Source organism: Microbacterium sp. LWH12-1.2, assembly GCF_040675825.1.
In the GTDB taxonomy this organism is placed as follows: domain Bacteria; phylum Actinomycetota; class Actinomycetes; order Actinomycetales; family Microbacteriaceae; genus Microbacterium.
Window position 1 is genome coordinate 2,726,176 of record NZ_JBEGIJ010000001.1, and the last position, 13,850, is coordinate 2,740,025.

The 13,850-nt window shown below is 67.3% G+C and carries 11 protein-coding genes; 2 read left to right on the plus strand and 9 right to left on the minus strand.

Annotated features, from left to right (window positions below; genetic code table 11):
• Window positions 1-13 precede the first annotated feature (13 nt).
• The 5 genes from MRBLWH12_RS12940 to MRBLWH12_RS12960 form a co-directional block, all read right to left on the minus strand.
• Complete coding sequence (locus MRBLWH12_RS12940; protein WP_363549532.1) at window positions 14-3,004, minus strand: alpha-mannosidase; 2,991 nt, start codon at window positions 3,002-3,004, stop codon at window positions 14-16.
• Window positions 3,005-3,104: 100 nt separating this feature from the next.
• Entirely contained in the window at window positions 3,105-4,544 is a 1,440-nt protein-coding gene (locus MRBLWH12_RS12945; protein WP_363549535.1) for a family 20 glycosylhydrolase, read from the minus strand.
• The gene (locus tag MRBLWH12_RS12950) at window positions 4,541-5,446 is read right to left on the minus strand and encodes a carbohydrate ABC transporter permease (RefSeq protein ID WP_363549538.1); all 906 of its coding nucleotides are present in this window, start codon (window positions 5,444-5,446) and stop codon (window positions 4,541-4,543) included. The genes MRBLWH12_RS12945 and MRBLWH12_RS12950 overlap by 4 nt, the downstream gene beginning before the upstream one ends.
• Window positions 5,443-6,396: a carbohydrate ABC transporter permease gene (locus MRBLWH12_RS12955; protein ID WP_341977032.1), complete on the minus strand. Its 954-nt coding sequence runs from the start codon at window positions 6,394-6,396 to the stop codon at window positions 5,443-5,445. The genes MRBLWH12_RS12950 and MRBLWH12_RS12955 overlap by 4 nt, the downstream gene beginning before the upstream one ends.
• A gap of 35 nt (window positions 6,397-6,431) precedes the next feature.
• Window positions 6,432-7,715, minus strand: a complete 1,284-nt coding sequence (locus tag MRBLWH12_RS12960) for an ABC transporter substrate-binding protein (RefSeq protein WP_363549542.1) — start codon at window positions 7,713-7,715, stop codon at window positions 6,432-6,434.
• A gap of 158 nt (window positions 7,716-7,873) precedes the next feature.
• Here MRBLWH12_RS12960 and MRBLWH12_RS12965 point away from each other — a divergent pair, with 158 nt between their 5' ends.
• Window positions 7,874-9,160, plus strand: a complete 1,287-nt coding sequence (locus tag MRBLWH12_RS12965) for a glycoside hydrolase 5 family protein (RefSeq protein WP_363549545.1) — start codon at window positions 7,874-7,876, stop codon at window positions 9,158-9,160.
• A gap of 30 nt (window positions 9,161-9,190) precedes the next feature.
• On the opposite strand, the gene MRBLWH12_RS12970 is transcribed toward MRBLWH12_RS12965, so the two are convergent.
• The 3 genes from MRBLWH12_RS12970 to MRBLWH12_RS12980 form a co-directional block, all read right to left on the minus strand.
• Window positions 9,191-10,213, minus strand: a complete 1,023-nt coding sequence (locus MRBLWH12_RS12970; protein ID WP_341977026.1) for a LacI family DNA-binding transcriptional regulator — start codon at window positions 10,211-10,213, stop codon at window positions 9,191-9,193.
• Window positions 10,214-10,293: 80 nt separating this feature from the next.
• Window positions 10,294-10,734, minus strand: coding sequence for a DoxX family protein (locus MRBLWH12_RS12975; RefSeq protein WP_363549549.1), 441 nt, complete (start codon window positions 10,732-10,734; stop codon window positions 10,294-10,296).
• A 117-nt stretch (window positions 10,735-10,851) separates the two neighbouring features.
• A complete protein-coding gene (locus tag MRBLWH12_RS12980) occupies window positions 10,852-11,577 on the minus strand; it encodes a DNA-binding response regulator (protein ID WP_363549552.1) in 726 nt (241 codons plus the stop codon).
• A 242-nt stretch (window positions 11,578-11,819) separates the two neighbouring features.
• Between MRBLWH12_RS12980 and MRBLWH12_RS12985 the strand changes: the two genes are divergently transcribed.
• The gene (locus MRBLWH12_RS12985) at window positions 11,820-12,503 is read left to right on the plus strand and encodes a Pr6Pr family membrane protein (protein ID WP_363549555.1); all 684 of its coding nucleotides are present in this window, start codon (window positions 11,820-11,822) and stop codon (window positions 12,501-12,503) included.
• Here MRBLWH12_RS12985 and MRBLWH12_RS12990 read toward each other — a convergent pair.
• Complete coding sequence (locus MRBLWH12_RS12990; protein WP_363549558.1) at window positions 12,468-13,841, minus strand: flavin monoamine oxidase family protein; 1,374 nt, start codon at window positions 13,839-13,841, stop codon at window positions 12,468-12,470. The genes MRBLWH12_RS12985 and MRBLWH12_RS12990 overlap by 36 nt on opposite strands.
• Window positions 13,842-13,850 lie beyond the last annotated feature (9 nt).

Here is a 13,850-nt window from a genome sequence, read left to right on the forward strand (position 1 = left end):
AATGCTTCCGACCTCAGCGCACGATGCGGAGCGTGCGCACCTCGAACGGACGCAGGTGCAGCTCGGTGCCGACGCGGGCGTCGTCGAGTGCATCCTCGATCAGCGAGATCTCGCGCACCTCACGATGCTCGAAGTCGACGGCCAGCGCCCCGGACACGCGTCGTCCGAGCGACTCGTACACGCGCACGATCACGTCGCCGGACCCGTCGTCGGCCAGCTTCACACCGGACACGACGATGCCGCCGCCCTGCACGGAGACGAGCGGTGCGACATCGCGTGCGCCTCGCAGCACCGCGGCGGGCGCGTTCAGCTCGATGCCGGCGCGCGTCGCCTCGGCGGGACCGGCGCCGATGACCAGGCCCGTCGTGATGACGTGCCTGCCGTGGTCGGTGTCGGGGTCGGGGAACCGCGGCGCACGCAGCAGCGACAGGCGCACCGTCGTCGTGACCGCGTCATCCGAGACCTCACGCGAGGTGTCGTAGCCGTAGATCGAGTCGTTCACGAGCGCGACGCCGAAGTCAGCCTCGCGCACCAGCACGAAACGGTGCATCGAGGTCTCGAACTTCGCCGCCTCCCAGCTCGTGTTCGTGTGCGTGACGCGAGCCTGGTAACCGAACTGCGTCTCGGCCTCGGAGTGCGTGGCCTGCACATCGAGGGGGAAGGCGAGCTTGAGCAGCTTCTCGGTCTCCCGCCAATCGATGTCGTTCACGATCTTCACGGTCCGCGAATCCGGTGCGAGCGTGAGCGTCTGAGTGATCGTCGACTGCGAGAACTCGCGCACGATCACGACCTCGGCGCCGGCATCCGTCAGTCGTGCCGTCAACGACGTGACATCGCGCAGGTCGGTCACGCTGTTGCGGTAGTACCGGTCGATGTCCCAGGCGTCCCACATGTTCGGGAAGTCCTGGTGCAGCTGCAGCAGGTTCGCCTCGCGACCGGATGCCACGGCATCGCGGCCGGATGCGAGATCGACGGCCGAGACGATGAGCCCCTCGTCCGAGATCCGCACACGCACGAGCGCGTTCTCGAGCAGGATGCCGTCACCACTGTCGTCGACGGCCACCCGATCCGTGACCGGGAGTGCGACGGCAGCGCCCAGCGGTGCCGGCCCCGCGACGGAGGACGGCGAGAAGACGAGCTCGCGCTCGCCCTCGCCGGCGAGCGAGCGACGCGCCGTATCCGAGATGGCGCGCGCCCTCGTGATGACGTCCTCGAGGACGGTGACCGCCTCGCGGTGAACCCAGGCGATCGAAGTGCCGGGCAGGATGTCGTGGAACTCGTGCAGCAGCACCTGCTCCCACAGCGTGTCGAACTCGGCCGCGGGGTACGCGGCGCCGGTGCGGACGGCATCCGTCGCCGCCCACAGCTCGGCCTCGACGAGCGCATGCTCGGCCCAGCGGTGGCGCGACTTCGTGCCGTGCTGGCTGGTGAGGGTTCCGCGATGCAGTTCGAGATACAGCTCGCCGACCCAGACGGCCGGATGCGGCAGCTCCGCCTTCGCCGCGTCGAAGAACGTGTCGGGGTGCTCCCACTCCACCCGCGCACTGCCCTCGAGGTCCTTGAGGCGCCGTGCGCGTCCGGTCATCTCCCGCGTCGTGCCGCCACCACCGTCACCCCAGCCCACCGGGGCGATCGAGCGCGACGAGAGCCGGTTCTCCTTGAACTGTCGCGACGCCTTGGCGACCTCCATGCCGCTCAGCTGCGAGTTGTAGGTGTCCATCGACGGGAAGTGCGTGAACATCTGCGAACCGTCGATGCCCTCCCACAGGAACGTGTGGTGCGGGAAGACGTTCTGCTGGTTCCAGGAGATCTTCTGCGTGAAGAACCATTCGAATCCGGCCCGGCGCATCAGCTGCGGCAGCGCCGGCGAGTAGCCGAAGCTGTCGGGCAGCCAGACGCCCTTGGAGCGGATCCCGAACTCGCGTTCGAAGAAGCGCTGGCCGTACGAGAACTGGCGCACCAGCGACTCCCCCGTCGGCATCACCGTGTCGGACTCGACCCACATGCCACCGAGCGGCAGGAACCGGCCTTCGGCTACGGCGGCCTTGACCCGCTCGAACACCTCGGGTCGATGCTCCTTGAGCCAGGCGTACTGCTGTGCGCTGGACATGCCGTACTGGAACTCCGGCTGTTCCTCGAGCAGCGCCGTCATCGACGACGATGTACGGGCGACCTTGCGGATCGTCTCGCGCACCGGCCACAGCCAGGCGGAGTCGATGTGCGCGTGGCCGATCGCCGAGATGCGGTGGGCGCTCGCTTCGGCCGGGGCGGCGAGCACGCCTTCGAGCTTCACCCGCGCGTCGGATGCCGTCGCGGCGATGCGCTGCAGGTCGAGCACGTCGAGGGCGTCGTCCATCGCCTGCAGGATCTGCATCCGGCGGGGCGAGGTCGGCGGCAGCTCGGCCTGCAGCTCGAAGAGCACCTCGAGGTCGAGGGAGAGCTCGAAGACGTCCTGCTCGAAGACCGCGAGGTCCATGCGCCGGGTGCGGTAGAGCGGCTCGGGCGATGAGGTGAGGATGTCACCCTCCTGCGTCGGCAGGAAGGGGTGGTAATCGAGGAGCACCGGGTTGGCCGCCGCCTCGAGGTACAGCTCGACCGGCTCGTCACCGTGCGCGTCCGCGGCGACCGGAAGCCACTGGTTGCGCGGATTGATGCTCTTCACCGGTGTCCCGTCGGCCCGGTAGACGAGCGCCTCGCACTGGAAGCCGGGCATGTTGATGTCGAAGCCGAGGTCGATGACCGCCTCGACCCGGCGTCCGGCCCATTCTGCGGGCACCCGACCGGTGAGCCTGAACCACGTCGTCCCCCAGGCCGGTCCCCACTGTGCCGGCACCGTCGTCGGCGCGAAGTCGAGCGCGAGGCCGTCGACGGGACTGATCGGCTCGCCGGGCAGCTCGTGGATCTCGACCGTCAGCGGCGTCGATGCCGAGTGGATGGCCGGGCGGATGCGCTCGTCGAGCACTCGCTTGACGCGGCCGACTGTGAGCGAGGTGTCGTCATGCATGTGTGATTCGGTCTCCGAGCTGGACGGTAACTAAAACGATCTAGTAGATGAGTCTAGGACAGTGCGTCGCGGTCGACGCTACCCGCCGGAAGTCGTCGAGTCACGCGTAAAGACCAATTTGCACATCGATTGTGCAAAATGCGTCGTGCGTCACACTACTCCCGCCATTCCACGCCCGCTCGGCCATCGCACGGAGGGGCCGGCGGATGCCTGCGGCGACCTCCTGCGGCGTCTGCGCCTCCTCGGCATCGGACCAGACCGAGAAGGCTACCCCGATCAGCTGCGCAGGGTACGGAGCGGGGATCTCCTGCACCACGCCACCGGGAAGGGACGGGAAGAGCCCCGGATGCCAGTCGGCGCCCCAGATCCGTTCGCTCGTCGGATACTCGTACCCGGCCTTCTCGCCGAGCACGTAGTAGAAGAGGGAATCGTTGAAGTTCACGAGCCCGCGCGCGGAAGCGATGGCGTCCGCGAGCGGTCGCATCTCAGCGTGCCAGTTCGTCCACCACGTGAGGACGGTCTCACAGTCGAGTTCCACGGCGCTGCTGCGCAGCATCCCGTCATTCCACACGCGAGGGTCGAACCCGCGCGAGCGCAGATGCGCGCTGATGCGATTCACGAACGCGGTGAGCAGATCGAACCCGGTGGCGTCCGCCCCATACCGCTCGCGCGCGGCCGTCACCAGAGCCGGATACTCGTGGATCCGGGCGAAGTCGACGAACTCGTCGCCACCGAGGTTCCAGCTGGTACTGCGCGGGAAGAGCGGGGCGATGTCGTCGATCAGCGCCTGGGCGAAACGCACCGCATCCTCGTTGGCGATATCCAGCCCGTGGTCGGTCTCGAGTCCACCTGCGGCCGCCAACCGGAACTCCGGGTGCGCGGCCAGGGCATGCCGGAGATGCCCCGGCATGTCGAGCGATGGCACGAGATCGATGTGGAGGTCAGCGGCAGCGTCCGCCACCCGCCGCGCCTCGTCGCGCGTGACATGCTGCGCCGACACGATCTCCGGGAAGGCGTCGGAGCCGATCCTGAAGCCCTCGTTCTCGGAGAGATGCCACTGGAAGCTGTTGATCCCCACATCCGCGAGGGCATGCAGCAGGTCGACCATCCAGTCCGCTGGAAAGTACTTCCGCGCCGCGTCGAGGTGGAAGCCCCGCTCCTCGACCGCCGGCGCCGATTGCACACGACCGTGCGGCACGGCACCTTGGGCGCGCAGGTTGTGCAGCAGCTGGCGCGTCGCTCGGAACACCCCGACCGGGGCCCCCGCGACAACCTCGATGTCGTCGCCAACGGTGAGCCGGAACGCCTCACCGATGGGCTCGCCTGTGCGCAGTCGGATGACTGCCCCGTCGCCCCGCGGAATACCGAGCGCCACGAGTTCGCGCTCCAGACGCGCCGCCTCCGCGGCGAACTCCGGCACGTCGGTGGCGACGAGGACCGACGAGGGCCGCCATTCCCCTCCGGTCAGAGCGGCTGTCGTCGGCTGCGGGAGGGCGAGCCATTCAAGACCGCCCGCCTCGGCATCCGTCGGATCCGTCATCCCTTGACGCTTCCTTCCTCGACGCCCTTGAAGAACTGCTTCTGCAGCACCGCGAACAGCACGATGATCGGCACCAGAGCGATCATCGTTCCTGCCGCGATCACTCGAGGATTGGCGGCGAAGTTCGAGCTGAGATACTGCATGCCGACGGTGAGGGTGTAGTTCGCCGGATCCGAGAGCACGACCAGCGGCCACAGGAAGTCGTCCCATGCGCCGATGAAGGCGAACAGCGCAACGACGGACACCATGCCACGCACGTTCGGCCAGACGATGTGGCGCAGTCGCTGCATCGTGTTGGCGCCGTCGATCGTGGCCGCGGCCAGGGTGTCCGCCGGGATCATCCGGCAGGCCGCCATCATCAGCAGGATGTTGATCGCCGCGATCGCACCGGGCAGGAACACGCCCCAGAGGGTGTTGGCGAGCCCGAGCGACTTCACCGTGAGGTACTGGCTGGTCAGCGTGACCTCGCCGGGAAGCAGCAGCGTCGAGAAGAAGACCGCCAGGAAGACCCATTTGAATCGGAACTTCATGGTGCCCAGCGCATAGCCGCCGATCGTCGCGAAGACGACGTTGGTGATCACGGTTCCGACGCCGACGAGCAGGGAGTGCCACGCGTAGTCGAGCACCGGAATGGTGCGGAACACCTCGGCGTAGTTGTCCAGAGTGGGAGCCGTCGGGATCAGCGATGGCGGGAAGTCGTAGATGTTCTCCGTCGCGCCCTTGAAAGAGGTCGACATCTGCCAGAGGAACGGGAACACCATGACGGCGAGCACGACGAGCAGCAACGCGTACTTGCCGATGAGCCCGGGAAGCGACGGCTTCATGATGTCGGCGGAGCCCCGTGTGCGGTACGGCTTGTCCCGCGGCAGCTTCACGTCGCCGGCGGCCTTCGTGACGCTCATCGGACGGCTCCCTCTGCGACCGAGAGGCGAGCGGCCTTCGCGGCCTTCCCTGCCCGCCTGGACGACAGCGCTTCTTTGATCGCATCGCTGTTGTTCAGGATGCCGACGATCGCCAGCGGCACCAGCGTGAACAGGAACAGCACGAGCGAGATCGCAGATGCATAGCCCACCTGCCCGTTGAGCCCCTTGCCCATCGATTGGATGAGCATCACCATGCTCATGGCCCTACCGCCGGGACCGCCGGAACCGTTGGAGAGCACGTAGAGCTCCGTGAAGACCCGCATCGCGCCGACGCATACCAGCACGGAGACGAGCATCATCGGCCCGCGCACGCCGGGAACAGTGACCGACCAGAACCGGCGCCACCGCCCTGCCCCGTCCATCGCGGCTGCCTCGTGCAGCTCGCGGCCGACATTCCCGAGGGCGGCGAGGTAGACCACCATGTAGTAACCCAGGCCCTTCCAGACGGTCAGCCCGATCGCACATCCGATCAGCAGCCAGCGATCGGAGAGGAACTCGATCGGTCGATCGATGAGGCCGAAGAAGCTCAGCGCCGAGTTGACGGTTCCGCTGCCCGAGAAGAGGAACTCCCACACGATCGCGACGACGACCGCTGAGGCGATCACCGGGAAGTAGAACGTCGTGCGGAAGAACCCGATCGCCGGGATCTTGGCGTGCACCAGCAGTGCCAGCAGGAGCGGGATGAAGGTGAGCAGCGGCACGCACACGACGACGTAGACCAGCGACGTCGTCAGCGCGTACGCGAATCGCTCATCCTCGAACAGCTTCGCAAAGTTCGCGAGCCCGACGAACTCCGCGGGACGAAGGGGCCGGGCATCCGTGAACGCGAGTCCGATCGTGTTCACGAACGGCCACAGGGCGAACACGAATACCCAGATCACACCGGGGAGGATGAGCAGATACGGCGTGTACCAGCGTTGATGTCTCATGGTGAGTCCCGGCCCCTTCGTTCGTCGTCGTCGGATCAGCCGACGACGTTCTGCTCCGCGTACTCGACGGACTTCTGCAGCGCCTCCTTGGCGGAGATTTCACCCTTGACCGCCAGGGCGATCTGCTGTTTGGCGAAGGTCTCCATCGCCTCAGTGAACTGCGGGGCGCCGATGAGCTGGGCATCGTTCATCTGCGAGGCGGCGAGCTCGTTCGCAACGGCCTGCATCTCGTTCTGAGCCGTCTCAGCGAACGCAGACGGGTCCTCGTTCGCCGCCTTGGTTCCGGGGAAGAAGCCGGTGGCGAGCTTGACGAACTCGATCTGGTTCGAGGTGTTCGTGAGGAACTCGGCGAAGGCAAGGGCTGTTGCGGAGTTGGTGGAGTTCGCCGACACGCTGATCCCCTGCACGAACAGCGGCGGGTTGCCGAAGCCGTTGGTGACGTCGACGTCAGGCAGGAGCGTCGGCGCGTTCACGGCGATGTCCTTGTCGATGTAGTTCGGCCCGGCGGTCGCCCAAGCGACGGTGCCCTTGTTGAAGTTGTTGATGTTGGCGTTCGCCGTGCCGGCGTTCTGCAGGGCCTCCGGCGAGATCGCTCCCGCCTTGTAGAGCTCGGCATAGCGCTCGATGATCGCCTCAGCCTCGGGAGTGTCGAAGCCGAACTCCCCGTCCTTGTAGACGCTCTGAGTGCCTCCGCCATCGGTGACCATGATCTGCAGCGACTTCGGGCTCGGCACATCCGAGATCGTCTGGATGCCGACTGCGGCGAGCTTCTCGGCAGCATCGAGGGTCTCCTCGAAAGTGGTCGGCGTCGCGTCGACGCCGCCCTTCGCGAGCAGCGCCTTGTTCCAGTAGTTGAGCTCGGTGCCCAGGTACCACGGAAACCCGAACGAACCGTCGATGCCGTCGTAGGTGTACGCCGCGACACCGCCGTCGACGTAGTCGTCGATCACGTCGGATGCGCCGCCGAGGTCGAGCAGCTGGCCGGCCTCGGCGAGAGCGTACGCGTACTCCGGCGGAAGGTTGATGACGTCGGGCAGCTCGCCGGATTCGGCCTGCTGCAGGATCTTGTCCTCGTAGCCGTCGGCCGGCTGGTCGATCCAGTTCACCGTCGTGCCGGGGTTCTCCTTCTCGAACGCGTCGATGACGTCCTCGAAGTAGGGAGTGAACTTGTCGTTCTTCAGAGACCAGGTCTGGAAGTCGATCTCACCCTTGATCTCGCCATCGCCGCCCGCAGGCGCCGGAGCGCCTCCGGCGCATCCGGCGAGAACGAGGGATGCCGCAACCGCAATGCCCGCGGCGGCCGTCGTACGAATCTTCATGGACGTTCTCCTTCGAAGTGGTCCGGCCGCTGCGCCTCGTCCGAGTCGCCATCACAGCCTCTACTAAAACGATATAGTGACCATAGCATGCCATAAGCACCGCCGATTCGCCCACACCGTCGCCGCCGACCGGCACCAGACTCCACGAAAGGATCGCCATGTCGACCGCGATCGCCCCACTGCGCTTCGGCGCCAACTACACGCCACGCTCCGAGTGGATGCACGCGTGGATGTCGCTGGATCTCGATGAGGTGCGTCGCGACTTCGCCGCCCTCGCCGACCTGGGCCTCGACCACGTGCGGATCTTCCCGCTGTGGACGGTCCTGCAGCCGAACCGAACGCTGATCCGCGCCGAAGCCGTCGAGGACGTCCGTGCCGTGGTCGACATCGCCGCGGAGTTCGGACTCGACGCGAGCGTCGACGTCATCCAGGGTCACCTCTCGAGCTTCGACTTCGTCCCGTCCTGGCTGTTCACCTGGCACGACAAGAACATGTTCACGCACCCCGACGCCCTCAGCGGGCAGGTCGCCCTCGTCGAGCGGCTGGGAGCACGGCTCGGGGATGCCGGGAACTTCCTCGGCTTCACTCTCGGCAACGAGACGAACCAGTTCTCGGCGAAGACGCACCCGTCTCCGTGGCCGGTCACCGAGGCCGAGGCCGCGAACTGGATCACGACGCTTCTGGATGCGGCACAGAAGGCCGCACCCGCACAGCAGCACGTGCACAGCGAATACGACGCCGCCTGGTACATGGACGGGCACGGCTTCACGCCGGCACTCGCCTCCCGCCTCGGCGCGATGAGCACGGTGCACTCGTGGATCTTCAACGGCACAGCGCAGCGCTACGGCGGACGCTCGGTGGCGTCGGATCGGCACGCCGAGTACATGATCGAGCTGGCGCGGGGCTTCGCCACCGATCCCGATCGCGCGATCTGGCTGCAGGAGGTCGGCGCCCCTTCGAACTGCCTGACGCCCGAAGAGACGCCGGACTTCCTCGAGGCCACCGTGCGCTCGGCAGCCCGCACCGAGAATCTCTGGGGCGTCACCTGGTGGTGCTCGCACGACGTCAGCCGATCCCTGGCCGACTTCCCGGAGCTGGAGTACACGCTCGGCCTCGTCGATCAGGACGGCGCGGCGAAGCCGATCGGCCGTCGCTTCGCCGAGATCATCCCCGAACTGCGCGAACGGCAGCCTGCACCGCCCCGTTCGCTCGGGATCGTCGTCGAGGTCGATGAGAACGAGACGCCGATCAGTCGCGCGGCGATGAGCCCCGGCGGTTCGATCTTCCAGGCGTGGGTGGATGCCTGCACGGCCGGGGTCGACCCGGCCATCGTCACGTCTCTGGATGCCGACAAGCCCGAGGTCCTCGCGTCGCGCGGCATCACCGAGCTCGTCCGCCCCGCGCTCAGCGGCGAGGATTACACGTCGCAGAACACCGTCGTCTGAGCATCCGGCCGGGTCCGGTCGCGAGCAGGGTCAGCGCGGCGCCGCGGTGCTCTCGCGCACGGTGAGGCTTGGCAGAGGCCCGATCCGATCGGGAAGGATCTCGGCCGAGTCGATCTGATCGAGCAGGAATTCGGCGGCATCCGCACCGAGACCGAAGGTGTCGCGGGTGATGCAGGTGATCGACGGGTGCACGAGCCCCGCCACGACGGAATCGTCGAACGATGCGATGGAGAGTTCATCCGGCACCGAGATCCGCATCTCCTGCGCGACCCGCATGCCGGCGATCGCCATGACGTCGTTGTCGAAGACGACCGCCGACGGCCGCTCCCGACGGCTGAGCAGGCGGCGCATCGCGGTCGATGCCTCCCCCGGCGAGAAGTCGGTGGCGATCACTTCTCCGACCACGCCGCGATCCTGCTGGCCCAGGAGCACCTCGGTGCGCATCCGGGTGTGCTGGAACTCGGCCGGACCCGCGACGTACACGATCGAACGGTGCCTGAGCGCGACCAGGTAGTCGAAGAGGGCGTGTGCGACCTGGCTGTCGTCCAACCAGATCGACGCCGGATGGGCGTCATCGGACGCATGGCTTCCGATGACGACGGCTGGTAGGGCGAGATCGCGGAGCACAGTGAGACGCGGGTCGTCGTCTCGCGGATCGATCACGATCACGCCGTCGACCTGATTGGCACTGCTCCAGCGACGGTAGGTCGCCACCTCTTCCTCGATCGAGGCGACCAGCACCATCTGCATCGCGATGCGGTTCTCGGCGAGCGCCGATTGCACACCCGCGATGAGGTCGGTGAAGAAGGCCTCGGCCCCGAGGGTCCCTGCCGAGCGATTCACGGCGAAGCCGATGACCCCGGCTCGCGAACCGACCAGCGCTCGTGCCGCCGAGCTCGGCAGCCATTGGTGCGCCTCGGCGATCTCGAGGATGCGCTGCCGCGTCTGCTCGCTGACCCCGGGGCGACCGTTCAGAGCGAAGGACACCGCACCCGGCGACACCCCGGCCAGACGCGCGATATCCGTGATGGTCACGCGCTTCGGTTTGGACATTCCCCAACTGTAGCTATCGGGGACGAAGCAGGGGACCGGCTCGACGCCGATCCCCTGCTTCCTTCATGCGCGCTGCGCGATCAGGTCAGCCAGGCGGGAACGCGCCCGCGGAGCAGCGCCCTGTCGAGCGAGAGCCGGCCGGCACCGATGAGCGCCAGTGCCAGAGCGGCGGCTCCGAGCACGGCCACGAACTCGTAGCCTCCGTTGCCGACCCAGAGTCCGGCGGGAAGGTGCACGAGGACGAGCGCGACGACCATGTTGATCGCCAGGAGGATCCCGACGAGGCGGGTGAAGAAGCCGAGCACGAGGAGGATGCCCCCGCCGAACTCGACGAAGGCGACGACAGTCGCGGCGATGGCGGGCAGTGGTACGCCCATCGCGGTGAAGCTCTCGATCGTGCCGGGGAGGGTGAATTCGAAGATCTTCTGGGCACCGTGGGCGATGAAGATGGCGCCGACCACGACGCGGAGGACGAGAAGTCCCAGCGACGCAGCAGCGGAGGGGGCGGAGGTGTTCGTCATGAGGAGTGGTTCCTTCGTGGCAGGACACGCGCCAAGCGCGGAGCAGGGAGGTTCCCTGCTCTCACCGTAGGAACTTCACTTTTCATTCCGCTGAATAGGTGTCGCCGTGTTTCGTCGTCACACGGAATCGGCAGACCGGCCTCCGCTTTTCGGCATTCGCGTCGACACAAGGTGTTGTTGGATGCCGGGTCCTTGTCGCAGCGAGGGCTCGGCGTAGCCGTCGGCCCACGCGATCTGCGCGAGTTCGAGCTTCGATCGGGCCGGGCGACCCGCGGACGTGAATTTGTCGCGGACGCGGTTCAGGTACTTTCGCGCCGTGTCGTGGCGTATGCCCATGACATCAGCCGCTCGACCGATGGTCAGACCACCCGCATAGAGCGCGAGCACCCGTGCCTCTTGCGCGCTCAGACGCGTGCCCTCGGATGCGACACGGATGATGGCGTGTGCGCGCGCGGTCATGATCGTTCCTCCCCTCAGCACGATCTCGGCAGCAGCGACGAGGTCGTCTTCCGAATCGGCGGTGGTTATGAACCCCTCAGCGCCGGCGTCGGCGACACGACGCGCTGTCATCCGCGCGGTCGGTGTCGTGAGGGCGAGGACACGGATGCCCGCCTCTCGCAAGGCTGTGAGTGCCGAGATGTCGTTCGGCGACCAGGAATCGAACGGGATCCCGAGAACGAGCAGATGCGGCCATCGCGTCCTCTCGGCATGACGCAGCCACTCCACGAACTCGCGGATCGTGTTGCAGACTCCCACGACTTCCAGGCCCGCAATCCCCGTCAGCAGCTGTTCGATGCGGGCGCGCTGCATGACGAACTCATCGACGATCAAGGCGCGACGCATACGGTGTGCATCCGCGGGCGTGCTCAGCACCGCGCGTCGCCCGATGTCCGAGAAGTTCTCGTGCCGTCAGCCGTCGTTGCGCGCCGAGGAAGATCCGTCATACAGAGAAGGTGTGCGTTCGCTGCGAATAGTGACGCGTGCGCTGCCGATTCGACGGTGATCCCGTCGAATCCGGCGGGTGAACGCTCCGTAGACTCGCCAGAGAGCGCGAGAACCGCGACGCGACAGGAGGCAACAGGACGGTGACGGCACGAAGTACCTTTGCGCTGACCCGTCTCGCCGCGGCGGCGGTGTGTCTGGCCGCGCTGATCCATCGACTGGCATGGGGTCTCAGCTCGCAGACGATCGCGGGGCAGAACTTCTTCGCCTACCTGACCGTCCAGTCGAACTGCGCATTCGTCCTGCTGTTCATCGTCGCCGGCGTCATCGCCTACCGCCACCCGGCCGATCCTCGGTGGCTCACCGTCGCCCTCGCGATGGTGCTCACGTGGACGATCACAGCCGGCCTCGCCTTCGCCCTGATCGTCTGGCAGGCGGATGTCCGGGGCATCCGCGTCGACGTCCCCTGGTCAGACCAGCTGATGCATTTCTGGCTGCCGGCCTGCACGGCGCTCGCGTGGATCTTGACGCCCGGCCACCGCCGGGTGCCGTGGTGGGTGGTTCCGGCTTCACTGGCGTATCCGCTGCTGTGGGGGGCGGTGACGATGTGGCGGGGCCCGCTCATCGGCTGGTACCCGTACTACTTCCTCGACCCGCGGCAGGTCAGCGGGTTCGGGGAGTTCGTCGTCACCGCCGGCATCGCACTGGCGATCTTCGCCCTCGTCGCGACCGTGCTCGTGATCATCAGTCGAGTACGGCCGCTCAGCTGGTCATGGAGCGTGCGGATGCACTCAGGGGCTGTCCGCGCGCACGAAGGAGCCGAGTGACTCGGCCGCGGCGGCGATCGCCTCATCCGGCTTGAGCGCCGCGAACTCCTGGGCGGCCGCTCCGCCGACGATGCCCACCAGCACGGCTTCGCCGGTCGTCGGGAAGAGGTTGATCCAGGTGCGGATCGTCGCTTCACCGCCGACGACGTGCCAGATGCTCGCCTCGGCGTCCCAGAACGGCTCCTCGAACTGCAGCCAGACCGTTTCGATGTGGCCCATGGCGAGCGCGGTGATCGCACCTCGGTGCGCGAGCGGCAGAGCAGGATCGAACTCGATCGCCTGTTGCTGCAGCACGCCCAGCGGCACAGTGAGGATGACGCGATCGAACGACAGCGACTCCCCGGTTCCGAGGCGGAGGCTGACGCCGGTGTCGTCGTAGGCGACGTGGCTGACCGGGGAGGACAGCCGAACCTGCGACCCATCCAGCAGACCGTCGAAGAGCGCGGAGACATCGCCGGTCGGTGCGGCGAGGTCACCGCTGATCAGTGCGGGCGGGAACCATGCGGACACCTCGGCGGCGTCAGCACCTGACGTCGCAGCGACGAACGCGAGCAGCGCGGCGATACCGGGATCGGCGGGGTCCACTCCGGCTTCCGAGAGGGCATCGGCGAGGGGGACGTCGGCGAGCAGACTGCTCGCGGCGTCGAGGGCCGACCGCACCGGCTGCACCTCGACGGGCTCGATCTCGCCCTCGGCGGAGAACCATCCGGCCGGCACGAGATCAGCGATCGGGATGCCGGATGCTTCCAGATCTCCACGGAGGTTCGTGTCCGCACCGTCGAGCAGCCATCCGCCGAACTGCACGGGCACCGGCCACGCATCGTCGGACCATGACTCGACCCGGCCGCCGACACGAGGCCGGGCCTCCAGAACGGTGACGTCGAGACCCACGTCCCGCAGTCGCGCCGCGGCGCCGGCACCGGCCAGCCCGGCACCGATCACCGCGATCCGCTCGCCTCCGCCGCCGACCTCCAGCAGCTCGGCTGCGGCGCGCTGGCCGGAGCGGAGCGCACCGCGCATCGTGCCCGGAGCATCCGCACTCGTCGCCTCACCCGCGAAGAAGATTCGACCTCCGACGGGGCCCGCCAGCGTTTCCCGAACTCCCGGTTGCGCGCCCACAGGCATGTAGCTCGCAGCTCCGCGCGCGAAAGGATCGGTCGACCACGCGCTTCGCACGACGCCGATCGGCAGCGGAACGCCGTTCGACGGGGTCGGCCCTGGTGTGGGCGCAGTGGTCTTCGTCGGCCCGGGTGTCGGATCAGGTCCCGGTGTGCACGAGGCGAGCAGCACGGAGAGGGCGCCGGCTCCGGCGCCGGCGAGCAGCGTTCGACGGGTCATCCTCATCGT

Bases quoted from the DNA above. Each gene is read 5' to 3' on its own strand.
- MRBLWH12_RS12940 (WP_363549532.1), bottom strand. From the start codon at position 3,004: ATGCATGACGACACCTCGCTCACAGTCGGCCGCGTCAAGCGAGTGCTC.
- MRBLWH12_RS12945 (WP_363549535.1), bottom strand. From the start codon at position 4,544: ATGACGGATCCGACGGATGCCGAGGCGGGCGGTCTTGAATGGCTCGCC.
- MRBLWH12_RS12950 (WP_363549538.1), bottom strand. From the start codon at position 5,446: ATGAGCGTCACGAAGGCCGCCGGCGACGTGAAGCTGCCGCGGGACAAG.
- MRBLWH12_RS12955 (WP_341977032.1), bottom strand. From the start codon at position 6,396: ATGAGACATCAACGCTGGTACACGCCGTATCTGCTCATCCTCCCCGGT.
- MRBLWH12_RS12960 (WP_363549542.1), bottom strand. From the start codon at position 7,715: ATGAAGATTCGTACGACGGCCGCCGCGGGCATTGCGGTTGCGGCATCC.
- MRBLWH12_RS12965 (WP_363549545.1), top strand. From the start codon at position 7,874: ATGTCGACCGCGATCGCCCCACTGCGCTTCGGCGCCAACTACACGCCA.
- MRBLWH12_RS12970 (WP_341977026.1), bottom strand. From the start codon at position 10,213: ATGTCCAAACCGAAGCGCGTGACCATCACGGATATCGCGCGTCTGGCC.
- MRBLWH12_RS12975 (WP_363549549.1), bottom strand. From the start codon at position 10,734: ATGACGAACACCTCCGCCCCCTCCGCTGCTGCGTCGCTGGGACTTCTC.
- MRBLWH12_RS12980 (WP_363549552.1), bottom strand. From the start codon at position 11,577: ATGCGTCGCGCCTTGATCGTCGATGAGTTCGTCATGCAGCGCGCCCGC.
- MRBLWH12_RS12990 (WP_363549558.1), bottom strand. From the start codon at position 13,841: ATGACCCGTCGAACGCTGCTCGCCGGCGCCGGAGCCGGCGCCCTCTCC.